At 36.8% G+C, this 22,890-nt stretch carries 21 protein-coding genes; 10 read left to right on the top strand and 11 right to left on the bottom strand.

Translation table 11 applies throughout. The annotated features are described in order from the left end of the window. Positions 1-7 precede the first annotated feature (7 nt). Complete coding sequence (gene helD / locus F5ESL0259_RS01165; RefSeq protein WP_122037210.1) at positions 8-2,302, bottom strand: RNA polymerase recycling motor HelD; 2,295 nt, start codon at positions 2,300-2,302, stop codon at positions 8-10. Positions 2,303-2,511: 209 nt separating this feature from the next. Between helD and F5ESL0259_RS01160 the strand changes: the two genes are divergently transcribed. From F5ESL0259_RS01160 to F5ESL0259_RS01135, 6 genes are all read left to right on the top strand, one after another. Next, positions 2,512-3,150, top strand: coding sequence for a M57 family metalloprotease (locus tag F5ESL0259_RS01160; RefSeq protein ID WP_122037209.1), 639 nt, complete (start codon positions 2,512-2,514; stop codon positions 3,148-3,150). 23 nt (positions 3,151-3,173) lie between these two features. Continuing rightward, positions 3,174-3,818, top strand: coding sequence for a histidine phosphatase family protein (locus F5ESL0259_RS01155; protein WP_122025572.1), 645 nt, complete (start codon positions 3,174-3,176; stop codon positions 3,816-3,818). 28 nt (positions 3,819-3,846) lie between these two features. Then, the gene (locus F5ESL0259_RS01150) at positions 3,847-4,701 is read left to right on the top strand and encodes a bifunctional 2-polyprenyl-6-hydroxyphenol methylase/3-demethylubiquinol 3-O-methyltransferase UbiG (RefSeq protein WP_122037208.1); all 855 of its coding nucleotides are present in this window, start codon (positions 3,847-3,849) and stop codon (positions 4,699-4,701) included. A 153-nt stretch (positions 4,702-4,854) separates the two neighbouring features. Beyond that, positions 4,855-6,237, top strand: a complete 1,383-nt coding sequence (locus tag F5ESL0259_RS01145) for a glycoside hydrolase family 1 protein (protein WP_122037207.1) — start codon at positions 4,855-4,857, stop codon at positions 6,235-6,237. After that, positions 6,237-7,664: a PTS sugar transporter subunit IIC gene (locus F5ESL0259_RS01140; protein WP_046324205.1), complete on the top strand. Its 1,428-nt coding sequence runs from the start codon at positions 6,237-6,239 to the stop codon at positions 7,662-7,664. Before F5ESL0259_RS01145 ends, F5ESL0259_RS01140 begins: the two co-directional genes overlap by 1 nt. A gap of 92 nt (positions 7,665-7,756) precedes the next feature. Beyond that, a complete protein-coding gene (locus F5ESL0259_RS01135) occupies positions 7,757-8,479 on the top strand; it encodes a GntR family transcriptional regulator (RefSeq protein ID WP_122037206.1) in 723 nt (240 codons plus the stop codon). Positions 8,480-8,569: 90 nt separating this feature from the next. Here the strand turns inward: F5ESL0259_RS01135 and F5ESL0259_RS01130 are convergent, their stop codons facing one another. The 6 genes from F5ESL0259_RS01130 to F5ESL0259_RS01105 form a co-directional block, all read right to left on the bottom strand. After that, positions 8,570-9,772: an ABC transporter substrate-binding protein gene (locus F5ESL0259_RS01130; RefSeq protein WP_370448792.1), complete on the bottom strand. Its 1,203-nt coding sequence runs from the start codon at positions 9,770-9,772 to the stop codon at positions 8,570-8,572. Positions 9,773-10,123: 351 nt separating this feature from the next. Next, the gene (locus F5ESL0259_RS01125) at positions 10,124-10,834 is read right to left on the bottom strand and encodes an ABC transporter ATP-binding protein (RefSeq protein WP_110445509.1); all 711 of its coding nucleotides are present in this window, start codon (positions 10,832-10,834) and stop codon (positions 10,124-10,126) included. Next, entirely contained in the window at positions 10,835-11,617 is a 783-nt protein-coding gene (locus F5ESL0259_RS01120; RefSeq protein ID WP_110445508.1) for an ABC transporter ATP-binding protein, read from the bottom strand. A 2-nt stretch (positions 11,618-11,619) separates the two neighbouring features. Further along, on the bottom strand, positions 11,620-12,576 hold the full coding sequence (locus F5ESL0259_RS01115; RefSeq protein ID WP_122037205.1) for a branched-chain amino acid ABC transporter permease: 957 nt from the start codon (positions 12,574-12,576) through the stop codon (positions 11,620-11,622). An 8-nt stretch (positions 12,577-12,584) separates the two neighbouring features. Continuing rightward, complete coding sequence (locus F5ESL0259_RS01110) at positions 12,585-13,463, bottom strand: branched-chain amino acid ABC transporter permease (protein ID WP_122037204.1); 879 nt, start codon at positions 13,461-13,463, stop codon at positions 12,585-12,587. A 25-nt stretch (positions 13,464-13,488) separates the two neighbouring features. Next, positions 13,489-14,694, bottom strand: a complete 1,206-nt coding sequence (locus F5ESL0259_RS01105; protein WP_370448791.1) for an ABC transporter substrate-binding protein — start codon at positions 14,692-14,694, stop codon at positions 13,489-13,491. Between the two features lie 452 nt (positions 14,695-15,146). Here F5ESL0259_RS01105 and F5ESL0259_RS01100 point away from each other — a divergent pair, with 452 nt between their 5' ends. Further along, positions 15,147-15,461: a hypothetical protein gene (locus tag F5ESL0259_RS01100; protein WP_046324199.1), complete on the top strand. Its 315-nt coding sequence runs from the start codon at positions 15,147-15,149 to the stop codon at positions 15,459-15,461. A gap of 124 nt (positions 15,462-15,585) precedes the next feature. On the opposite strand, the gene F5ESL0259_RS01095 is transcribed toward F5ESL0259_RS01100, so the two are convergent. The 4 genes from F5ESL0259_RS01095 to F5ESL0259_RS01080 all read right to left on the bottom strand — a co-directional run bounded on the left by F5ESL0259_RS01095 (position 15,586) and on the right by F5ESL0259_RS01080 (position 19,450). Then, positions 15,586-16,545, bottom strand: coding sequence for a polyprenyl synthetase family protein (locus tag F5ESL0259_RS01095; RefSeq protein WP_122037202.1), 960 nt, complete (start codon positions 16,543-16,545; stop codon positions 15,586-15,588). A 1-nt stretch (position 16,546) separates the two neighbouring features. Continuing rightward, positions 16,547-17,092, bottom strand: a complete 546-nt coding sequence (locus F5ESL0259_RS01090; RefSeq protein ID WP_046324197.1) for a Gx transporter family protein — start codon at positions 17,090-17,092, stop codon at positions 16,547-16,549. 11 nt (positions 17,093-17,103) lie between these two features. Next, positions 17,104-17,481, bottom strand: a complete 378-nt coding sequence (locus F5ESL0259_RS01085; RefSeq protein ID WP_046324196.1) for a NusG domain II-containing protein — start codon at positions 17,479-17,481, stop codon at positions 17,104-17,106. Between the two features lie 73 nt (positions 17,482-17,554). After that, the gene (locus F5ESL0259_RS01080) at positions 17,555-19,450 is read right to left on the bottom strand and encodes an FAD-dependent oxidoreductase (protein ID WP_110445502.1); all 1,896 of its coding nucleotides are present in this window, start codon (positions 19,448-19,450) and stop codon (positions 17,555-17,557) included. A gap of 243 nt (positions 19,451-19,693) precedes the next feature. Between F5ESL0259_RS01080 and pplA the strand changes: the two genes are divergently transcribed. The 3 genes from pplA (at position 19,694) to F5ESL0259_RS01065 (ending at position 22,823) form a co-directional block, all read left to right on the top strand. Further along, positions 19,694-20,611: an extracellular electron transfer flavoprotein PplA gene (gene pplA / locus F5ESL0259_RS01075; RefSeq protein ID WP_122037201.1), complete on the top strand. Its 918-nt coding sequence runs from the start codon at positions 19,694-19,696 to the stop codon at positions 20,609-20,611. Between the two features lie 69 nt (positions 20,612-20,680). Then, positions 20,681-21,772, top strand: coding sequence for an FAD:protein FMN transferase (locus tag F5ESL0259_RS01070; RefSeq protein WP_122037200.1), 1,092 nt, complete (start codon positions 20,681-20,683; stop codon positions 21,770-21,772). A 37-nt stretch (positions 21,773-21,809) separates the two neighbouring features. Beyond that, positions 21,810-22,823 (top strand): UbiA family prenyltransferase, encoded by a 1,014-nt coding sequence (locus F5ESL0259_RS01065; protein WP_122037199.1) that lies wholly within the window; start codon positions 21,810-21,812, stop codon positions 22,821-22,823. The last annotated feature ends 67 nt before the right edge of the window (positions 22,824-22,890 follow it).

Here is a 22,890-nt window from a genome sequence, read left to right as displayed (position 1 = left end):
GAATCACCTATTTTTCTATATACGTTTCCGGGTCTACTTCAAGAAGTGGACTCTTTTCGTTTGCATAAATAATATCAAGCTTGTACATTGCACGAGAAGTAATTGTGTAGACAAGTTGTGTTTCATCAATGCGATGATAATTTTCTTTCGAAGCAGCCCACATAATGACTGCGTCAAATTCCAGACCCTTAGCCAAATATGACGGGATGACAAGAGTACCATCTACCAAACGTTGATTGGCAGTAGCAATTAGCGTTGCCTTCACCCTATCCTCTTTTAGTTGCTGCGCTACAATTTTCGCGCTGACTAAATCTTTGGTGATGATCGCCGTTGTCAATTTGGTTTGATCATTTTCACTTAAAATTTGTTCTAGTACCTGCATAGCAGCAGTATTATTGGACCGCCCCCACAGAACTGGTTTAGGTCCTTGACGGTTAAATGATTCAATTTTTTCGCCTTGCCGCAAAATTTGTTTGGTAAATTCTGTCAGTTGCTTGGTTGAGCGATATGATTTGGTTAATTGCACCACATCAGTTTTTTCAGGATCAAACAGACCACTAATCTGCTTAAGCAGGCTCCTGCTTTCGTCTTTAGTAAAAATAGCCTGATTTAAGTCACCCAGCATCGTAAATTTGGCGCGGGGAAAATTATACTTGAGATAACAAAGTTGAAACGGGGTATAATCTTGAATTTCATCAATAAAAGCATAGCGCATTTCATAATCCACGTGACGACCCGTAATTAGATCATAAAGATACAAATACGCTGAAACATCATTCATGTGAATATAATGTTTCATAAAGCTTTGCTTGACATCTTCAACATGTTTTTCCCAGTCTTTTTCGCTAATTTGCCATTTAGCTAAATCAATCATTTTAGGAACTGCACGTAAAAAGCTCAGATATTGGGCACGCATGTTAATAAAATTATTGCGTCTTATTTGCTGGAAAACTTTTTCCAGTGCTTTGACCACGATTTTACGGCTGAGGAATTTTTCTTCTTTTTCTTCAGATTCAAATTCTTGGTCCGGTCGATCATACAAAGCATTCAATTGTTCCTGGCTGAGGTTTTGAATTGCATCCGATACCCACGCCTTTTTAGTTTCACCATTAATTTTACGATTAAGTGACTTAATTAATTCCTCACGTGTAGCGTCAATTCTGTTGCTTAAATTATAGTTGGAATTAAATGAATAGTAGAGTTCACTGATTTTTTCTTTCGTAAAAAATGGCTTCTTTTTATTGCGGAAGTAAATATTTTTAAAAATTACCCCCCGATTATTAAGGTGCTTAGCATAATGATGTAATAAATTAAAGAAGTTGGTAGAGTCCTTAAACTGGCTGATAGCAGAATCAGCTGCGCTATCTTCAAATTGATCAAACAAGTTTTCGACTGTCATTCCTGGCAGTCTCCTCGCCACAAACTGCCAATAGGTCATTTGCACCATGTTTTGTTCACCCATTTCAGGTAAAACATTCTTGATGTAATCGTTAAACAATTGGTTTGGACTGAACATAATGACATCACTACTAGTGAGGTTGCCCCGATAGCGATAAAGCAGGTAAGCTATTCTTTGCAAGATGGCAGAAGTTTTACCAGAACCAGCTGCACCTTGAACAAAAAGCAAGTCGGCACTGGTATTTCTAATGATCTTATTCTGCTCACGCTGAATAGTCGTGACAATTGATTTCATCTGGGTGCCGGATTTTTCACCCAAAACTTCCAGCAACATTTGATCGCCAATGGATTCATTGGTATCAAACATATTAACGATCTTGCCATCCTTAATCATGAACTGCCGCTTTTTAGTCATATCAACGGTAATTTCACCTTCAGGTGACATATAAGAAACTTTCCCAATTTTCCCATCATAATAAATTGAAGAAATTGGTGCCCGCCAATCATAAATCAGAAAATGGTTATTTTTATCAGCAAAGGAGCCCAAACCAATATAAATAGTCTCTGGCTTCTCCTTGTTCTCTTTAAAATCTACTCTGGCAAAATATGGCCTTTGTTCTAACTTTTGCACTGTACTCAGTTGCTTTGCGGCATGCTGCCAGGCATTTTGACGTTCATCAAGCAGTTGCTGCTGTTGGTGAATAGACAATGCAGTTTCCATTGACGTTGAATAACCGTCATAATCTAGTTTTACATCATCAAAAAAGTGTGAATTAAGATCTTGGGCCTCACCTTCAGCGGACTTAATTGACGAAGACAACTCGGACTTTTTAGCTCTAATCATTTTCAAAATCCGGTCGAGATGTTTTTGCTCAAATTCTTTATCATCCATCGCTTTTGTCATAAACTCACCTATTTTTTCAAAACTTGCCTTCTATTTTACCATGAAATCGGTTTATATTAAAATCCTGCACTTATTTTTTAACCAGTAAAATAGGGGCAATTAAGATAATTTAGGCAGTTTATGACTATAATTTAATATGCTAAAGTTAGTAAAATATGATACTTTCACCATTTTTCTTATATAATGTAAGATAATGGAGTGATTAAAGTATGAAAAATTTTCGTCATTTTTTCTCTAAATTAGCGTGTGCACTAGTTGCAATTCTGACAATTGGAAGTGCAATAACTCCCGTTGCTGATAACCCTTTAACTAACTGGTCTTCGCAGACTGTTTATGCCAAAAAGGCCAAAAAGAAAAAAAGCAAAAAAAGCAAAAAGAAGCATGACGCTGTTGCAACTTCTTGGCGCTGGAAAAAGCCCACAGCTTCGGTCTACATTGATCTTAATGATAATCAAGAACTGATTTCCGCTACTAATGACGCGATTAAAGCATGGAATGATACTAAAGCCTTTACTTTTACCCAAGCTAAAAGCAAGAAAAATGCTAAGATTGTGATAGAGCAGATTTACAGTCCCAACACGAACTATGCCGGTTATACTACCTTTCATTATTACGTTAAAACCGGGATTATGTACTCTGCTTTAACCAGGCTAAATATTTATTATTTACAAAATTTCTCACCATATAATTATACGTATCAACGCATTCTTAATACCGTTGAACATGAATTGGGACATGCAATAGGTCTTAAACATAATAACGGCGTTTCGGTAATGTATCCAACTGGTTCGCTCTACTCAATTGAACCCGTTGATGTTGCCAAGGTTGAAAAATTATACGGGAAATAAGTTAAAAATTTGCGAGGAGTAAAATGAAAAGAATATATATTGTGCGTCACGGTGAAACCTATATTAATCGCTATAACAAAATGCAGGGCTGGTGTGACACACCACTAACAGAAAAAGGAATAGCAGGCGCAGAACAAGTGGGAAAAGTTTTGAAAGACATTCCTTTTGATATTGCCTTGTCAAGTGATCTTAAGAGAGCAAGTGATACTTGCGATATTATTATTAAGCACAACATTAATCATGATGAAATTCAGCACATTGCCACCCCATTTTTCCGTGAGCATTTTTACGGCTATTTTGAAGGTATGGATTCGGATGCTGCCTGGCAAATGATTAGTGGCCCTCATGGCTACACGAGCCACACAGAAATGCTTAAAAACGAATCACTAGACACTGTTAAAGATTGGATTAAAGAAGCCGATCCGTTTCATGACGCTGAGAATGCCCATGAGTATTGGCAAAGACTAGATAAGGGGTTTAAATTAATCAGCCAGTTAGATGGCGCAGAAAACATCTTACTTGTTACTCATGGCTTTACCATCCACAGCATTGCTGATCGCTACGGAGATTTTGAAATTAAAAAGCGGCCTCGTAACGCTTCAATTACCATAATGAATATGACGGATAAAGAAATGAAAATTGTTTCATATGACAAACTGAAACTGTAGTATTTTCTTTAATTATAGGAGAAAATTTATGCAATTAGAAAATGAGCACTCGGAAATCACTGACAATTTAAACAACTGGAATGACCGTGCTGTTGTACATGCAAATGGTGGCTATGGCGATCTCACTCAGTTTGTTAAAGATAAAAGTGCTGTTACTACAACTGTTAAGCGTGACTTCGCCGTACTCAAGCCATACTTATCTCATAATACGGTTAAAAACAAACGACTACTTCATCTGCAATGCCACATTGGTGATGATACTCTTAGCTGGGCACGTCTAGGTGCTAAAGATGTATATGGCCTTGACTTTTCACCTGTAGCTTTAAAATATGCTCGCAAGCTAGCTAATGAGGCTAATACTCCAATCACCTATGTAGAAGGTGACGCCCGTTATGCCACAAAAGCTTTACCAGAAAAAACAGGTAAATTTGATATAATCGTAACCAGTGCCGGTACGATTACCTGGCTACCGGAACTAAAGTCTTGGGCACAATCAATTGCGCAATTGTTAGCGCCCGGTGGTATTTTTATGATTCGCGATAATCATCCACTACTGTTTGCACTGGATAATGCTGGACTGGAAATTAAGTTTAATTACTTTAGTGGCACTGAAAATACCTATGAATCAGATGCTTCATATACCCCAAATTCTACTGGAAAAATTAAACATCAAACTAATCATAATTGGGCGCATGATTTTGCAGAAATTATTAATACATTAATTAATGCCGGTTTGACTATTAAAAATGTCGGAGAACATCAGGTTAGTGATTGGCAGTCTTTACCTTCATTAATCTATGATAAAGACCAAGAAGGCTGGATACAGCCAACAAATTTACCACAAGTGCCATTAATTTTTTCAGTAGTAGCACAAAAGCTTTAATAACTTCTATTTAATACTTCGAAATTTTTTCGAAGTATTTTTTATTTTACTTTTAAGTATATATTTTTATAAATAAAATATTGATTTTATTATTTTAAAAATATATACTTTATGTGTAATTTGTAAACACTTGCATAAAAGGAGTGCGACTGAATGAAAGAACAAAGAAAGTTGCCAAAAAGCTTTTTTTGGGGAAATTCTGTTTCAAGTATGCAAACTGAAGGTGCTTGGAACGAAGATGGAAAAGGTTTATCAGTCTATGATATTCGCCAGCCTTCTGCCAACACGTCAGACTGGCATGTAGCAATCGATGAATACCATAGATATAAAGAAGACCTCGATATCATGAAAGAAATGAATATGAATATGTATCGTATTCAAATTTCATGGTCACGGGTTTGTCCAAACGGAGATGGTCCATTTAATGAGAAAGGCATAGAATTTTATGATCATTTAATTGACGCTATGCTTGAGCGCGGAATTGAGCCAATGGTCTGTCTCTATCATTTTGATATGCCGCTTAAATTAGCTCAAGCATACAATGGTTTTATTTCAAAACACGTTGTTAATGCTTTTATCAGATTTGGCAAAAAAATGATTGATCATTTCTCTGATCGCGTTAAATATTGGATTGTATTCAATGAACATAACTTATATTTCCAAGACCAAGCCTTCAATATTTCTGGATACCAAAATGGCGATAAAAGCTTATCTGACATGTATACCATTTTTCATCATACAATGATGTGTCACATAAAATTATCCAACTACATTCATGAAAACTTTACTGATGTCAAGATTGGCGGTATGTTAGCCTACCAACAAATTTACCCGCAGACCAGCAAGCCCGAAGATGTTTGGGCAGCTAAACAAGTGCAAGAATTTTTAAATTTTAATATTTATGATGCTGATACGGGTCGGGGGTACTCCCCAGAAGTCCTACAATATGCTAAAAATAATGACATTAATATGGACATAACTGAAGAAGACATAGCTGATATGAAAAAGGCACAAGCTGATTTTCTCGCTTTTTCTTATTATTCTTCATGGGTGTTGTCAAGTGATCATCTTCCAAAAGGCGAAGCACCTAACCGCTACTTATTACAAGGTGGTGTACCGGCAAAATACGTTAAGACGAATGAATGGGGCTGGACAATCGACCCCCTTGGTTTTAGAAATGCGATCACTACTATGTACAATCACTACCATATCCCGATTTTTCCTATAGAAAATGGCATTGGCCAGAGAGAAAAGTGGGATGGGCAACACATGATTCAGGATGATCAGCGTATTGACTATCACAAAGAGCACATCAAAGCTATGAAAGATGCAATTTTTTTAGATGGTGCTCAAGTTTTAGGGTATTTAGGCTGGGGGTTAATAGATATTCCCAGCTCTCAGGGCGATATGGAAAAGCGTTACGGGGCGGTTTACGTCAATAGATCAAATCATGATATAAAAGATTTAAAAAGAATACCCAAAAAATCATTTTATTGGTTTCAAAAAACATTTAAAAATAATGGAGATGAATTATAATGGCTAATCAAGAAAAATCAGGTTTCAGTGCCTTTATTAACAAAAAGATATTGCCTCCAATAATGAAATTCGTTAACACTAAAGCAATAGTTGCCTTACAAAATGGTATGGTCTATTCACTACCGTTTATCATTATTGGGTCGATATTTTTAATTCTCGGCAATATTCCAATTCCTGCAGTTGCTAATGCAATTAATGCGTCAGGCTGGGGTGCTTTCTTTGCCCAGGCAAATAACACTACTTTCCAGTTGATGGGTTTATGGGCAGCTATTGGTATAGCTTATGTCTACGTTAAAAACGAAAAGTTTGAACCTTTAGCACCGGCCTTAACTTCTGCAGCTGTATTTATCATGTTACAGAATTTAAGTATAGATAATCCCCTCAAAGCTGCTTTGGCTGGCGGAATTACTAATGGTAATACTACAATCATGACTGGTAAGGCCGTTACTGAAAACATTGACAAATTACCACATGCTTTACAAGCATTTTTGCAGTCACCGGTTACTGGCGTTATTAATACCAAATGGCTCGGTGGCGACGGGATGATTGCCGCTATCATTATCGGATTACTTGTTGGCTGGATTTACAGCAAAATTATGAAAGCCGGCTGGACTATCAAGATGCCCGAATCTGTCCCACCCGCAGTATCCAATCAGTTTACTGCAATGATTCCAGCTGGGATTATTCTCATTGGAGCAATGTTAATTTTTGCTGGCTTTAGTTCATTTGCACACACCGACTTTTTGAACTGGATTTACAACACATTACAAATCCCACTGCAAGGAATATCAGACTCATTTGGTGGAGCGCTGGCAATCGGATTTTTAGTTCCGTTCTTCTGGTTCTTTGGAGTTCATGGTGGCTTAATCATGGGTTCTTTAGTTGCACCAATGCTACAAGCCAATACTGCTGACAATGCTCGACTATTTGCGGCAGGAAAATTGACATTTGCCAATGGTGCCCACATTGTTACCAATGAGTTTTATAACAATTTCATTAACCTGACCGGTTCAGGAATAACAATTGGCTTGATCGTATTTTGTTTAGTAGCAGCAAGATCTGAACAACTAAAATCAATTGGTAAACTGGAACTAGTTCCTGGTATTTTTAATATTAATGAACCATTTTTGTTTGGTATACCAATCGTGATGAATCCTATGCTGGCTGTGCCATTTTTCTTAACGCCAGTAATAGTGGCAGCTTCAACATATTTCGTAATCAAATTGGGAATTGTACCTCCTCTTAACGGAGTAGCGGCACCGTGGACAACACCGGCAGTTATTTCCGGATTCTTAATAGGCGGGTGGAAAATGGCAATTTGGCAGGCCTGCACATTACTAATTTCGACAGCCGTCTATTGGCCGTTTGCAAAGAAGTACGATAAAATGTTATTAATGCAAGAACAAGAACAAGTAACAAATAAATAAGTAAAAAGATGTCACAAATAATGCTAAAATTAAATGTGACATCTTTTTTATGATAAAAATCAAAAAATTTTAAGAATAGTGGTGACTAAAGGATGGCAAAGGCAAAATATTTAGCTGTTGTTCAAACTATTGTTAGTAGAATTAAAGCTGGTACCTATCAAGCTGGGGATTTATTACCTAATCAACAAGCTTTGGCTAATGAACTAGGAGTTAGTCGATTAACCGTCAAAAAAGCTTTAGACGGCTTGGAGAGAAAAGGGATAATTTATAAGCAGTCTGGTTTAGGCACTTTTGTATCGAGTGCTATCCCTATTCGCAGTAAAATTGATTCTCCGGCCAATGTGTTTACCGGCTTAATGGAATTGATGAAAGCAGATAATATTAAAAGTAAAATTATTAAGTTCTCTGTTGGTTTTCCTAATAAACAAATTCAAAAAAACCTTAATTTAACTAGCTCTGAACCGGTTTATAATATCATTCGCCTAAGACTTGTAGATGATAATCCTCTTGTCATTGAGCATACTTATATGCCAGTCAATTTAGTTCCCAACTTAAATACTGATATTTTGCATTCATCCATATATAACTACATCCACCAAAAATTAAAGCTAAAATTTGGTCATGCGTATCGCAAAATCAAAGCTACTAAGTCTGATGAATATGATCAGAAATATCTGGCCGCCAAAAAAGATGACCCTATGCTTGAACTGGAACAAATTGTCTGGTTAACTAATGGCAAACCTATTGAATATTCGATTAGTCGCAACCGATACGATCAACGAGATTATACGATTATTGAAAATACCAGGTTTTAAGTTTGAATTACTAATTTCCATAGGGTTAATATTTTGAAAACAAAAAGGCTCACATCACAAATGTGGGCCTTTTATTATTTTTTAACAAAATTATTCAGTTTTAAAAGTTTTTCCTACTTTACCGTTGATTAATTCCTCTACTGCTAGTGGCTTTTCAGGATTATGATTTTTATCAACATTAATTTTGCCAGTTACGCCAATGAAGTTTTGAATATTGCTTAACCCTTTAGCAATTTTGGCTGAATCATCAGATTTTTCATTTTCGATTGCTTCCTTGATCATATATACAGCATCATAAGCTAAAGCTGAAAAGGTTGGTGCTTCTTCATGGTAACGCTTCTTAAAATTCTGCATAAATTTAGAAGCTGTCGGATCTTTAGCAGCTACTTGAGTTGAAAATGGTGTTGTGTAGTAGATTCCGCTTGCGTTTTTAGCTCCAGCTATCTGAGCCAGTTTCGGATCAGCCATGCCATCGCTGCCAATAATTGGCACTTTAATTCCGATTTGACGTGCTTGTTTAATGATTAAACCCACTTCAGTGTAATAACCAGGAACATAAATAGCATCAACCTTCTTTGCTTTAAATGAAGTTAAAACAGCGTTAAAGTCCTTGTCACCTTCTGAAAAAGTTTGACTATCAACAATTTTACCTTTATATGCTTTCTTAAATGCTTTAGCCAGACCATTGCCGTAATCACTTGAGTTATCACTGTAAACGGCTACTCTTTTTGCCTTAACGTTATTCATTACAAACTTGGCAGCACTGCTACCTTGAAAGTTATTTTGGTAGCATGCTCTAAAAACAAATGGCTGTACTTTGCCATTCTTTTGTAAAGTGTAATTCGGATCCGTCGCTGAAGGACTGACACTTGGCACTTTTGCTTTAGTAATATTAGGTATTTCGGCTGTACCCGCATTGGTAGTGGCCGGTCCCACGATTGCCGCAACTTTATCTTTATTAGTTAGTTGGGCTGCAACAGAAGCAGACGTAGCAATTGCTGTTTTATTATCACGCACAATGAGCTTAATTTTCTTCTTTTGACCGTTAACGTCAATGCCGCCTTTTTTATTAATTTCACTAACGGCTAGTTCAATTCCCTGCTTTTGAGCATTGCCATAACCAGCAGCAGCTCCAGACAATTCCATGTTAACGCCAACCTTGACAGTTTTATTATCCTGTTTAGTACCAGTACTGCCACTACTTTTTGCTACAGTACAGCCTGCCAGCATGAAAGCCGCCACACCAGTAACAACAACACTCATTACTTTTTTAATACCACTAATATTATCCATCTTTTAGTTCCTTTACTCTCTAAAATTAATTAAAATGCCAACCAAAAAGCCTCATTCAATTCAATGAATGAGGCTCAAATTATTAATTAGTTAAACCCCAATCATTGACACGCAAACTAGGGCTTAACTGCTTTTAAATTACATAATGTAATTCATACACGTTAAGTCCTGCGCTCCAACAACAAGGCAACTAAATTCTGAATTTGAAAGATATTAATATTGTTTTGTTTGTTTAAATATTTCGTTGTCATCAAAATTACCTCCTCAGAATTTTAAGTAACCTTTTTGCGTTTGAACGTGTGACTTAATAATGAATTACTCTCACAGTCATTACAACAGTTTTATTATGTACTAGCCACCAAAGTATACTTTCTGCACCTCTGGGTTAGCTAATAGTTCTTGACCGGTACCACTTAATTGCACTACACCGGTAGCCAACACATAGCCCCGATCTGCAATTGACAATGCTTGTTTAGCATTTTGTTCAATTAACAAAATAGTCGTACCTTTTTCGTTTAGTTCTTTAATAATTTTAAAAATTTCTTGAATATATAAGGGTGATAAACCCATTGAAGGCTCATCAAGTAGTAACAATTTAGGCTTAGCCATTAAGGCACGCCCCATTGCCAACATTTGCTGTTCACCACCAGATAAAGTGGCAGCATCCTGACTTCGTCTTTTTTGCAAAATTGGGAAACGCTCAAAAATCTCTTTATACGTTTTAGAAACTTCGTCATGATTTTTTTGTAAGAATGCACCCATTTGCAGGTTTTCCATTACAGTCATGCCAGCAAAGATATGACGACCCTCAGCTACTTGTGAAATGCCTGCACTCACAATTTGTGGTGCACTTTTATGATCTATTTCTTTTCCAAGGTAAAAAATTTGACCGCTTTTAGGTTTAAGTAACCCAGAAATGGTTTTAACAATAGTTGATTTACCGGCACCATTTGCACCAATCAGGGTTACAATTTCACCCTGGTTAATTTCAAAGCTGACATTCTTGACAGCCTGAATAACACCATAATTTACAGACAGGTCACGAACTTCTAACATTGCCATCTAGTCATCACCCTCTCCTAGATATGCTTCTATAACTTTAGGATTTGCTTTGATTTCTTCAGGTGATCCGGTAGCCAGTATTTCACCTTGATCAAGTACGTAGATCCTTTCCGCCAGGTTCATGACCAAAGACATATCGTGTTCAATTAGCAAAACCGTGATTTGAAATTCTTTTTGAATATACTTAATAAGGTTAGTTAAATCTGCCGTTTCTTCAGGGTTCATCCCCGCCGCCGGTTCATCCAAGAAAAGAATCTGCGGATGTGTTGCTAATGCCCGAACTATCTCTAGACGTCTTTGCGTCCCGTAGGGCAAGTTCTTAGCTAGAGTTTGTTCATTTTCTGTCAAATCAAAAATTGCCAGTAATTTTTGTGCGGCTGCCCTCATTTCTTTTTCGGTTTTATAGAAACTCGGTAAGCGAAAAACAGTTGTTAAAAAGTTTTCCTTATATTCATTTGTCATTGCAGTTAAAACATTATCCATTACTGTTAAGTCTTTAAATAAGCGAATATTTTGAAATGTCCGGGACAAGCCTAAATCTGCAATTTGCACAGCGCTTTTATGGGTTAAATCATAATTTTTATCATCAACTTGTAAATTAATCTTTCCGCTAGTAACTTGCACCATGCCGGTTAGCAAGTTGAACAGTGTGGTTTTACCAGCACCATTAGGTCCAATCAAGGCAACTAGTTCGTGCTTGTCCAGATGAAGTGAAACATCATTAACGGCAGTCAACCCACCAAATTTTCGCACTACGTGGTCAACATCTAATAAGTGTGGCATATCTAGCTCCTTTCCTTTTTACCGAAGTGGCGGGTTAAATTTTTAAGGGAGAATTCCCAGTTACCTAAAAGTCCCGATGGCTTGAAAATCATGATTAATATTAAAACTATAGCATAGATCACCATTCTTAATGCACCAAAGCTTTGTAAAACGGTGTCTAAAACTCCTAAAACGATTGCTGCTACAAATGTGCCAGTCATACTGCCAACACCACCCAAAACAACAATAACTAATACAGAGATTGATTCCATAATGCCAAAGTTTGAAGGTGAGATTGTTTGTAAGAATGAAGCATGGAGACTGCCGGCAATTGCAGCTGTTGCTCCTCCTAAGACAAAAGCAGCTAATTTCCATTTGGTAGTATTAATACCCATTGCTTCAGCAGCTATTTCGTCTTCCCGCACAGCCTTAATTGCTCGACCATTTTTCGAACGAATAAAATTCGTCAAGATAATTGTAGTTACACAAACTAAAATATAAACAGTAGGCCATGAACATAATTGCGGAATATTGTACAATCCGGCTGCTCCACCAGTAATTTTCAAATTATTAATGACATTCCGAATAATCTCAGCTGCTCCTAAAGTAGCAATTGCTAAATAATCACCCTTTAAGCGAATGAAGGTAGCCGTCCCAATAATTGCTGCAATCACAATAGCCACAAGTACGCCTACGAGCATTGAAACTAAGAAGCCAGCTTCACTACTCATACGTTGAGTAATAATTGCAGTAGCGTATGCTCCTATTGCCATAAAACCTGCATGACCAAGAGAAAATTGACCACTGAAGCCGATAATCAGGTTCAAGCCAGTTGCTAAGATAATATTTATTCCAATCGTGACCAGCATGTTTTCAATAAAATCATCTATGACGCCAACCATTATCAAAGCATTGATTAGGTAAAATCCGCCTACCATTAATAACAGCCACGACAAAATGTATTTCCAATTCGATTTCATTTTGCCACCTACACCTTCTCTTTAGTATTTTTGCCAAAAATGCCAGCAGGTAAGAAAAGCAAAATAACTATTAATATCAGATAAACGACTGCATCTTTATATGCCGACAAGCCAATTGACTGGAAAAATGTCTCTAAAATTCCGATTAAGAAGCCACCAAGAGAAGCTCCTGGTACTGAACCAATTCCACCTAAAACGGCAGCCACAAACGCCTTAATACCAGGTGTCATTCCCATTAAAGGATCAATTTGGTTATAATACATTCCAATTAAAATACCTGCAGCCCCAGCTAAGGCAGAACCCAAAGCAAAGGTAAATGATATTGTATGATTAACATTAACACCAACTAATTCAGCTGCAGCAGGATCGACAGAAACTGCACGCATCGCCCGCCCCATCTTAGTTTTTTGAATAATCAATTGTAATGAAACCATTAAAATCAAGGCAGTAGCCAAAATCAAAATTTGAACGTTTGAAATCTGTACCCCACCAATATTGTAATTAACCTGTTCAATTACTTGCGGAAAACTACGAGCATTTGAACCTACAAAATATGACATACCATTTTCCAGTAAGAACGAAACGCCAATAGCCGTAATCAATACTGCTATTCGAGGTGATTTACGTAGTGGTCGATAAGCAAAATATTCAATCACTACACCGGAAACTGCACCAATAATCATTGCAGAAAGCAGTGCTGTAATAAAGTTAAAATGCCAAGCATTAATCACATAGTAGGCAAAGAATGCACCTAACATATAAATATCGCCATGAGCAAAGTTAATTAAGTTAATAATGCCATAAACCATGCTGTAGCCTAATGCCAGCAAGGCATAAATTGATCCCAGTGACAAGGCATTAATGATTTGCTGTAAAACTGTTTGCAAATTTAAGCACTCCTTTTATTTTTATTTACTCAACACGAAATGAGTCGCTTACTTTACCATTAGTCAATTTTTCAATAGCGATTGGCATTTCAGGATTATGGAACTTATCCATAGTAATCCTACCAGTAACACCATCAAAGTCTTTTATCTTAGCCAGACCTGCAGCAACTTTAACGGAATCATCGGATTTTTGTTGCTCAATCGCCGCTTTTACTAAATAAACTGCATCATAAGCTAAAGCTGAAAACGTTGGCGCTTCTGAATGGTAACGAGCTCTGTATGCTTTGATAAACTTAGCAGCTTTTGAATCTGGGTTTTTAGCAGCTACATTAGTTGAAAATGGTGTAGTGTAATAAATATTAGTTGCATTTTTAGCACCTGCTATTTGAACTAGTTTAGGATCACACATGCCGTCACCACCAACGATTGGAGCTTTTAGACCCATCTGACGTGCTTGCTTTATGATCAAACCCAGCTCTGTGTAATAGCCGGGTACATAAATAGCATCGATCTTCTTAGATTTAAATGAAGTTAAAACAGCGTTGAAGTCTTTATCACCGGCAGAATATGTTTGACTGTCAACAATCTTGCCTTTATAAGTTTCCTTGAAGGCTTTAGCTAAACCTGTACCATAATCACTGGAGTTATCAGCATAGACAGCTACCCGTTTGGCTTTCAGCTTATTGTCGACGAACTTAGCTGCGCTCTTTCCTTGGAATGTATCTTGGAAGCAGGCTCTGAAGGCATAAGGTTGCACTTTGCCGTCCTTCTGTTTAGTGTAGTTTGGATCAGTTGCGGATGGACTAACGCAGGGAACAGAAGCCTTGGTAACATTAGGAATTTCTGCCGTACCGCAGTTAGTAGTAGCTGGCCCTACAACTGCAGCCACTTTATCCTTGGTTACCAATTGTGCAGCGACTGAAGCCGAAGTAGCAATTGAGGACTTGTTATCACGGATAAGCAACTTAAGCTTCTTCTTATGCCCATTGACGTTAATTCCACCAGCCTTATTAATTTCAGAAGCGGCTAGAACTATACCTTGTTTTTCAGCACTGCCGTAGCCGGCAGCAGTACCAGACAACTCAATATTAATCCCGACTTTGACTGTATCTTTATCTTGGTGTGTACCCTTGCCTCCCCCGCTTTTTGCTACTGAACAGCCTGCTAACGCTAAGCCAGCCATTCCCAACGTCAGGACACGCAACATTCTCTTTGAAAATTTATTCATCATTTTCTCCTTATAAATAGCTTGGTAACCAAAAACCTCATTCACTTAATGAATGAGGCTTAAATTAGTTATTAGTCAAGCCCCATTCATTAGACGCAAACAAGGGCTCAACATGTAAAATTACTAGAAGTAATCTATTCAAGCTAAGTCCTACGCGACAACAACAAGGCAATTAAATTTTGGGCAATAATATTTTCAGCATTACTTCGCATATTTAAATATTTAGCTTTCATTAAAATCACCTCCCAAAATTTAATTTAATACTTAGAATTATAAAAAAAGAACATTAACATGTCAAGATAAATTTACAATTATTTTTAGCAAAGCTTTAAGACTTTTCTATTAAATTTATTCTTAGAAAAAATTGTTGATTAATCACCATCATAAATAGTGCCAAATAAACATGTGATTTTGTGAGCTTTATGGTAAAATAGAATTATTGAGGAGGCATAAATATGTTTGCTACGGTTTTTTACTGGATTATAATTGCTGCTACCGGTCTTTGGGGAATATGGTCAGCAGCCTGGTCGATTATATATGTTGCTAAACATGAAAATGGCAACTTATGGATTTTTGCAATTATTAATGTTTTGATTTTAGCTTTAATAGGTCTGGCTGATTTAATCTATAGTACTGAAGGGAATCAGTGGTACTGGTTTGCTTCCACTAGAGCAGACATTAGTCTTTTGGTTTACATGCTGCTGGCTTACTGCGTTCTGGTGATTTTACAAGTCATATTTGGTTTCACTCGTAAACCTAAAAAGGCATAGATCTAAAATTAACAATTAATTTAGCTAACTTTTAAATATTTTCATCAAAATAAAAGAGGTTGAACTGTTTTGACTCCTAATTTGGAGGTCATAGCAAACATTAAGTCAACCTCTTTTTTTATAATTAACAATTTCTGGTAAGCATTTTACGGACAATATCAGCGACCTTTTCATATCCCGAATATTTAGCAAAATTTTTCTCAAGTAGCGCCAATGCGCTATTTGTAAAGTCATTTGCTAAATTTTGTGCATGCCTAATTCCACCTAATTCACTCACCAGAAGGTCAATTTGCTCTAGCTGAGCAGAATTGAGTTTCTTACCCTTCTTCACTAAATCTTTCAATTTACCAGAAGAATCTTTTTTCAGTGCAAAAATTAGCGGCCCAGTATAAACACCGTTAACTACATCTGATAATACCGGTTTTTTTAATTCAGCAGTAGAAGCGGTGTAATCTAATATATCATCTCGCAATTGAAATGCTTGACCAAATAGCAGACCTACTTCTTGAGCACTTCTGGCCAGTCTTTTACTAAGTCCACCTTCAAGAGCACCAATATAGCAGGCATAACCAAATAAACTAGCAGTTTTGCCCCGAATCTGTTCAAGATATTCTTCTTCCGTAATTGTAATATCATATTCATTACCAAACTGAGTGGTTTCACCTGCAAGTATTTTTTGCATAGTGCTGCCGTTTGCACGCAAGTTCGTTATCTTTGAAGTGTTTTCACTTAGCAGTTGTAATGACAAAGCAAATAAGAAGTCTCCGGCATATAATGCTATAGTTTTACCATATTTAGCCTGAACCGATGCCCTGCCTCTTCTAACATTTGAATTATCAATGATATCGTCATGAATTAGAGTGGCATTGTGCAGTATTTCAATCGAACCGGCAATATTAATTAATTTTTGTTCCCTATTGCTTTCACCCATTTCTCCAAATAATAGAACGAAACTAGGACGTAATTGCTTGCCAGGCTTAGAAAACGCATATCTGACTGCTTCTCCCAGTTTACCTTTTGGCGTCCGGATATTTTTTTGAATTGTATTTTGGACTTGCTGTAACTCTTTTTCTAGCCTTGACATGTTAATTACCTTTATTAATTATTCCTTTGATAAAACTCAATGCATCAACATAATGCAATAAGTAGCTGCTGACAAGACCAACTATTGTTCCAGAAAGAATTCCGAATACTGTCAATAAAGGCAGATACAATAAAACATATTTACTATGTGCTAGCAGCGCTGCAATTAATAATTGACCAAAATTATGACATACGCCGCCAAGAATTGATACCCCCATTATGCTGATAAATCTGGGAACCAGCGGTAAAAATAATTTCATTAAAAACAGACTTAAAAATGACCCTGCTGCAGCAAATAAAAAGGTACCAGTACCTCCTGTCATCAGAGCAGTTAGCACCAGGCGCAAAAATGTCAGTAAAATACAATTATTAAAAGGTAAAATCATTAATGCGATCATCGTTATAATATTAGTTAAACCAAGCCTGGCACCAGGTGCAAAGAAAAAGGGCGAAGGAAACATTTGCTCAACAACACTAAGAATAATTCCTTGTGAGCATAGAATTCCTGTAAACACATATGTGCGTAAATAATTATTTGTTTCAGTCATAATATTTAAATCTATTTATTATCGTCAATTTGATTTTTATTTTTTAGCTCAATTAAAAATTTATGTGGCAGACAGACTATTGTATCCCCGCTTTCGCTTTTCCAGCCTTCTTTAACACATACTTGATCCTTACAATTGGCATCAATTACCCGAATCTTGTGCTTTTTTATTTGTACAATATTAATTCTACCATTTTTTTGATAACGCCATTTCTGATCTTTAGCCAAAGAAAGTCTTTTCACTTCACGATTATTAATTTTGACGATTCCTATAATTTGATCGTCAGCTTTTTCCTGATTGTGCAACATATAAAAAGGAGTAAAACTAATGATTAATAAAACTACTATTATTAAAAAATCACCAAGTTTAAGCTTCTTTAAAATTTTCATGTATTACCTCACTAACAATAAAACTAAAAAAGTCTTACAGATAAAACCATAGGACTTTTTAGAGTTAGCATTGTTAGTTCTTTACCCCGTTTTTATCGACATGATAAATTGGTTTCAAGATACCATATCTCAGCTTAGTAAGCTTCTTTTCTAGCCACGGAACAAACCACATGTCCAGACCAAATGCTCTACCAGAACCATTCATAACTGCTATTGCCGCAAATATCATCCAAACATTTACCCAATAGTTCATTCCTGATAAGCAGAAAATAGCTACAAAAATTGCACTCATGCCACCGGCAAACCACGTGCATAATCCTAAAACCAGCATAATTCCTAATGCAATTTCCAAACACGTCATTGTCTTTTGAGCAACTAATGCCGCATCCTTGTTAGGAATCATGACTTTAGTCATTGATTGTACCCAGTTTGGCATTTTATCAAAAACAGCCATTGGTGAGTGACCATAATCATAGTTTAGGGAAAATAGTGCAGGAGCAGCAGAAGTCGCTGCCTTGCCACTTGCTGCTGTAGTAGCGGCAGCTTTTTGTGAAGCGCCACTGGTTGCAGCTTGCACAAGCCATGGAAAATGCAGTTGCAATTTGTTGGTAAACCAAGAACCACTGCCTTGAACTTTATACCAGCAGTCTACTAACCACATTAAGCCTAAGTAAATTCTCAAAGGTACAGTCCATAAGACATTGCCATACCGATTAAGATTACCGCGCCATAAAGTTGGGCGCTTAATTCTGAACCATTCATCCATAATATAATGGAAGAGATAGTGACCAGAATAGATTTCCATAAAGTAAATCATGTCCACTATGTCTTTCATTAAGATTGCGAAAAAGCCGCTCAGATGGAAAGTGTTAACAAGAGAGGCCACACCCCAAGCAGGCCCTAAAGAAACCATAAATCCTGAATAGGTGCCTTTAAACTTAACGGGTTCACCGCCGTTAATCTGACTCAAAATATTTCTTAAAGCACACTTACCAGCAGATTCAGCCCCTTGAACCACTTGTGGTTCACCGCGGCCGCTACCGTTAGCATCATAAAGAGCAACGTCTCCTATGACGTAAACATGGGGATCAGTTGGAATTTGGGAATATTCATTAACTATAATTCTGCCAGCTCTGCCAGTCTCAAAACCAAAGTTTTTAGCAGTATCAACAGCTTTAACACCCGCAGTCCAAATTAAAGTTCTGGTTGGATATGTTGAACCATCTTTAAGATCAATATAATTTTCATGAACTCCAACAACGCCAGTATTGACTTTAATTTCTACACCTTGTTTTAAGAGATATTTTTCTGCCTTATCAGCATCAGAGCGATCAAGCATATTCATAACCGTTGGTGCCATTTCCATCATGGTTATCTTGATATCATCTTTTTGCAGGTTATATTTTTTAGCTAAATCACCACGCCAAGAATTTAATTCTCCGGCCATTTCAGTGCCAGTAAACCCGGTACCAACAACGACAAAGTTAAGATACTGTGCCCGCTTTTCGGGATCGCGTTCTTTAGAACCTAAATGAACCATCATATCAATGTGGTCACGTAATTGCTCTGCATCGTCCAGATTGCCTAAAACAAAGCCGTTTTCTTTAACACCAGGAGTATTAAAGTCATTAGGCTGCGAACCAATAGCTAATATGACATAGTCGTAGGGATAACTGCCGTTATCGCCAATAACTTTTTTGGCAGATTGATCAATTTTGGTAACATTGTCAGTTACAACATCAACATTTTTTCTCCGCGAGAATAAACGTTGCAGATCATATTTCAAACTTTTGGCTTCTACCCTGTTAGCCGCAACTTCATGAAGTGAAGTCATCATAGTCATATAAGGATTTTTATCAATCAGCGTGATTTTGATATCATGCCGCTTTTTTAATTTCTTGGCAAGGTGCTTAGTAGTATACAGACCACCATAGCCGCCGCCAATAACTACAATATTTGTTTCAGCCACTTTTAACACTCCTTAATGCGAATATACTAGTTATATTATATTATACTAGTGTTTTGGACTATGGTAAAGTGGTCACTTTCACAAACTATGTTCGTAATATTTTACTTATACGATTTAATTGCTATCATTATAAGTTTCCGCTTTCATATTTTGTAGTTGCACAAAGTAGAGCTCTATCTTATAATTATAGTAAGTGAACACGTACACAATGTTATAATCTTTTATATTACTGAGGGAGATATTATGAAAAAGAATAATTTAATATATAGTACTGCCATTCTGGCACTCTCTACACTTTTATTAAGTGCTTGTTCAACAACAGCTAAGAAAAGTTCTTCAAGCGATTCTAAGCCAAAGGTAAGCAAAGTTGAGAAAAAGAAAGCTCCTAAGCAAATTGCCGGTGGTAAACTGCAAGACGGTGTTTACAAATTAGTAGAAGACAACTATTTCAATGGCTATAAAGTAAAGGTTTCTATGACTGTTAAAGGTGGCAAGGTTACAGACACCAGCTATGACAATGTAGACAAGAACGGCAAGTCAAAGGCAAAGGATACTAAATATGAAGCACAAATGAAGAAGTATTCTCAAGCAAAGATTGGCCCTAAAGAATATATTCCAAAATTACAAAAATCATTTGCCGCAAGTGGTGCTAATTCGAGCGCTATTCAAGTTGTTACTGGAGCAACTAGTTCCAGTAATACTTTAAAGAACTATGTTAACCAGCTAACTCAAGCCGCTCAAAAAGGTGATACAGCCACCATTCACATCAATAACAATAAGAAGATGAAAGATGGTACGTATAAACTGGCTGAAAAGAACTATAGTCACGGTTATCGCCAAGTTTTAACTATGGTAGTTAAAAAAGGTAAAATCAGTGACTTTACTTACGACCAAGTTAATAAAAAGGGCGTTTCCAAGACCAAAAATGCTGCTTATGAAAAGCAAATGAAGAAGGTTAACAAAGTTGGTCCTAAAGAATACATTCCAAAATTACAAAAGGAATTCATCAAAGCTAAAGGAAATACTGAAAAAGTACAAGCTGTTTCAGGAGCAACAGAATCTTCTCATTCATTTATTGCTTACGCTGAACAACTAATTAATGCCGCTCAAAAAGGTAAAAGCGGAACTATCAAGGTTGACAATATCGTTTACCAGGAATAAAAAGATAATTAGTTAATTACAAAAAGAGTGACATTTAGCCGCTCTTTTTTATTAGGAGAAATAAATTATATGAAGAAGCAAACAAACAAGTTTTTGCTGATACTCGTATCACTATTAGCAAGCTTCAACTTGACAGCTTGCTCAACTCAGAGTAAAGACACAGCGCCGGCCAAAACCGCTGTTACCACTACCCCTACTTCAGATACTCAATTTCTAATGGGAACAGTTTGCACCATTAAAATTTACAATCAACACCAGCAAAAAGCCTTAAAAGCGGGTTTTAAGCGCATTAAACAGTTAGCCACTGAAACTACCGTTAATCAAAAAGGCAGTGAAATAGACAAAATTAACAAATATGCCGGAATTAAACCGGTAAAAGTTACTCCCACTATTTACCGTATGTGCAAAGATGCTTACTATTATAGTAAAATTTCCGCTGGAACCTTTGATTTAACAATCGGACCAATTACCAGTTTATGGCGGATTGGCTTTCCTGATGCTCATAAGCCTAAAGCAAGCACCATCAAAAAACGGCTGCCATTAATTAATTATCATAATGTGGTTTTTAATGATCAGAAACAAACTGTTTTTCTTAAGAAAAAGAAAATGATGCTCGATTTAGGTGGCATGGCCAAAGGATTTATTTCTGATGAAGTCATGAAAGTTTTGCAAAAAAATGGTGTGACCAGCGCGATTATTGATTTAGGCGGAAATGTTTATGTTATGGGCAATTCTCCTACGAATAACAGTAACTGGACGGTAGGTATTCAGGATCCCAGCGCTGCGCGTGGTGATGCCATCGGCTCTTTACCGCAAAAGAATGCAACTGCAGTAACATCAGGTATTTATGAACGATACCTCAAAGTCGGTAATAAAGTTTATAGCCACTTAATGAATCCTCAAACAGGTTACCCTTGTCAAAACAACTTGTTAAGTGTCACAATTATTGCCAAGCGTTCAACCACTGGCGATGGGCTTTCAACCGCTGTATTTAATCGCGGTTTGAAAAAAGGCTACGACTATGTGGAACATAAACCTGGTGTAGAAGCAATATTTATCACCAAAAAGAAAAAAGTATATATTACTTCCGGCTTGAAAAATAAATTCAAATTATTTTCAGGTAATGGTTATCAGCTGGCAAAATTAAAAACTAATAATTAATTTTTATACTAAAATAATGCTCTGAAAGGAAAACGTGATGGAGGCTAAAAAGAAGTACAGTCATTTTACTATAACTGATTTTTTTGAACTGGTGCGGCTTAATACCAAGTTAAACAGCTTAATGCCCTATTTATTAGGGATACTGTTTGCTTATTTTTATTTTCATACTTTTAGTTGGCAGAATTCTTTAATATATTTAATTGCTCAAGGAGCAATAGCTTTATTTGTTACAGGCTTTAACAATGTCCAAGATTATCGCTTAGCCAAAAGCCGGGACTATCAAAAAGAACACAATTTAATTGGTAAGCGTAATTTATCACCAGCAACTGCAATGGCGGTTATGCTTAGCCTGCTTTTAATGGCGGCGGTCTTAGGCATTTGGCTAACTGTCCGAACTAATCTCTTTATTTTACTAATCGGTGCCCCCGGACTTTTTGTCGCTGTATTTTACACCTACGGGCCCGTTCCCTTTTCCAGAGTACCGCTAGGAGAAATTCTTGCCGGCTTATTCGAAGGGCTGGGAATTATGTTCTTAGCGGTTTACATCAATTCTCCCGTAACCCAATTAGCCTATTTGAATTTTGATTGGCCGCAATTTAGTGTCGGAGGCAACTTAGCCAATCTATTATTAATTTTTTGGGTAGCTTTACCGCAAGCTTTCTTTAACGCAGCAACGATGCTGGCGGACAATACCTGCGATTTGAAGCAGGACTTGGCTAATGGCCGTCACACCCTACCTTCATACATTGGAGTAAAAAATTCCTTAAACTTATTTAGTTTTTTAACCCTGGCTCCATTTGCAATAGTCGCTATCAGCGTCATATTTCGCCTTTTACCAATTTGGCAACTATTAATTTTTGTAACTTTACCTAAGTTATACAAAAACGTGCAGGCATTCAGACAGAAGCAGACCAAGGATATGGCTTTCTGGGTTGATGAAGATAATATCAAGCACAGAGTGCCCACAACTTTTGATTTAGCACCGCAAAACTTGTTTTGGTTTCAGTTAATGCAAGTCTTTGGGCTGATTTTGGGCATTATCTTTCATTAAATAAACACAATAAAAAGCACGCTCATGATATGACCCCCAAATTTAGGACAAATTTGGGGGTCATTTT

The organism is Lactobacillus sp. ESL0259, from assembly GCF_003693045.1.
Taxonomy (GTDB): Bacteria; Bacillota; Bacilli; order Lactobacillales; family Lactobacillaceae; genus Lactobacillus; species Lactobacillus melliventris.
This window is presented reverse-complemented; position numbering and strand designations above follow the sequence as displayed.

Bases quoted from the DNA above. Each gene is read 5' to 3' on its own strand.
- F5ESL0259_RS01135 (WP_122037206.1), top strand. From the start codon at position 7,757: ATGGCAAAGGCAAAATATTTAGCTGTTGTTCAAACTATTGTTAGTAGA.
- F5ESL0259_RS01155 (WP_122025572.1), top strand. From the start codon at position 3,174: ATGAAAAGAATATATATTGTGCGTCACGGTGAAACCTATATTAATCGC.
- F5ESL0259_RS01150 (WP_122037208.1), top strand. From the start codon at position 3,847: ATGCAATTAGAAAATGAGCACTCGGAAATCACTGACAATTTAAACAAC.
- F5ESL0259_RS01065 (WP_122037199.1), top strand. From the start codon at position 21,810: ATGGAGGCTAAAAAGAAGTACAGTCATTTTACTATAACTGATTTTTTT.
- F5ESL0259_RS01145 (WP_122037207.1), top strand. From the start codon at position 4,855: ATGAAAGAACAAAGAAAGTTGCCAAAAAGCTTTTTTTGGGGAAATTCT.
- helD (WP_122037210.1), bottom strand. From the start codon at position 2,302: ATGACAAAAGCGATGGATGATAAAGAATTTGAGCAAAAACATCTCGAC.
- F5ESL0259_RS01090 (WP_046324197.1), bottom strand. From the start codon at position 17,092: ATGACTGAAACAAATAATTATTTACGCACATATGTGTTTACAGGAATT.
- F5ESL0259_RS01120 (WP_110445508.1), bottom strand. From the start codon at position 11,617: ATGCCACACTTATTAGATGTTGACCACGTAGTGCGAAAATTTGGTGGG.
- F5ESL0259_RS01070 (WP_122037200.1), top strand. From the start codon at position 20,681: ATGAAGAAGCAAACAAACAAGTTTTTGCTGATACTCGTATCACTATTA.
- F5ESL0259_RS01100 (WP_046324199.1), top strand. From the start codon at position 15,147: ATGTTTGCTACGGTTTTTTACTGGATTATAATTGCTGCTACCGGTCTT.
- F5ESL0259_RS01125 (WP_110445509.1), bottom strand. From the start codon at position 10,834: ATGGCAATGTTAGAAGTTCGTGACCTGTCTGTAAATTATGGTGTTATT.
- F5ESL0259_RS01105 (WP_370448791.1), bottom strand. From the start codon at position 14,694: ATGATGAATAAATTTTCAAAGAGAATGTTGCGTGTCCTGACGTTGGGA.
- F5ESL0259_RS01130 (WP_370448792.1), bottom strand. From the start codon at position 9,772: ATGGATAATATTAGTGGTATTAAAAAAGTAATGAGTGTTGTTGTTACT.
- F5ESL0259_RS01095 (WP_122037202.1), bottom strand. From the start codon at position 16,545: ATGTCAAGGCTAGAAAAAGAGTTACAGCAAGTCCAAAATACAATTCAA.
- F5ESL0259_RS01085 (WP_046324196.1), bottom strand. From the start codon at position 17,481: ATGAAAATTTTAAAGAAGCTTAAACTTGGTGATTTTTTAATAATAGTA.
- F5ESL0259_RS01140 (WP_046324205.1), top strand. From the start codon at position 6,237: ATGGCTAATCAAGAAAAATCAGGTTTCAGTGCCTTTATTAACAAAAAG.
- F5ESL0259_RS01115 (WP_122037205.1), bottom strand. From the start codon at position 12,576: ATGAAATCGAATTGGAAATACATTTTGTCGTGGCTGTTATTAATGGTA.
- pplA (WP_122037201.1), top strand. From the start codon at position 19,694: ATGAAAAAGAATAATTTAATATATAGTACTGCCATTCTGGCACTCTCT.
- F5ESL0259_RS01160 (WP_122037209.1), top strand. From the start codon at position 2,512: ATGAAAAATTTTCGTCATTTTTTCTCTAAATTAGCGTGTGCACTAGTT.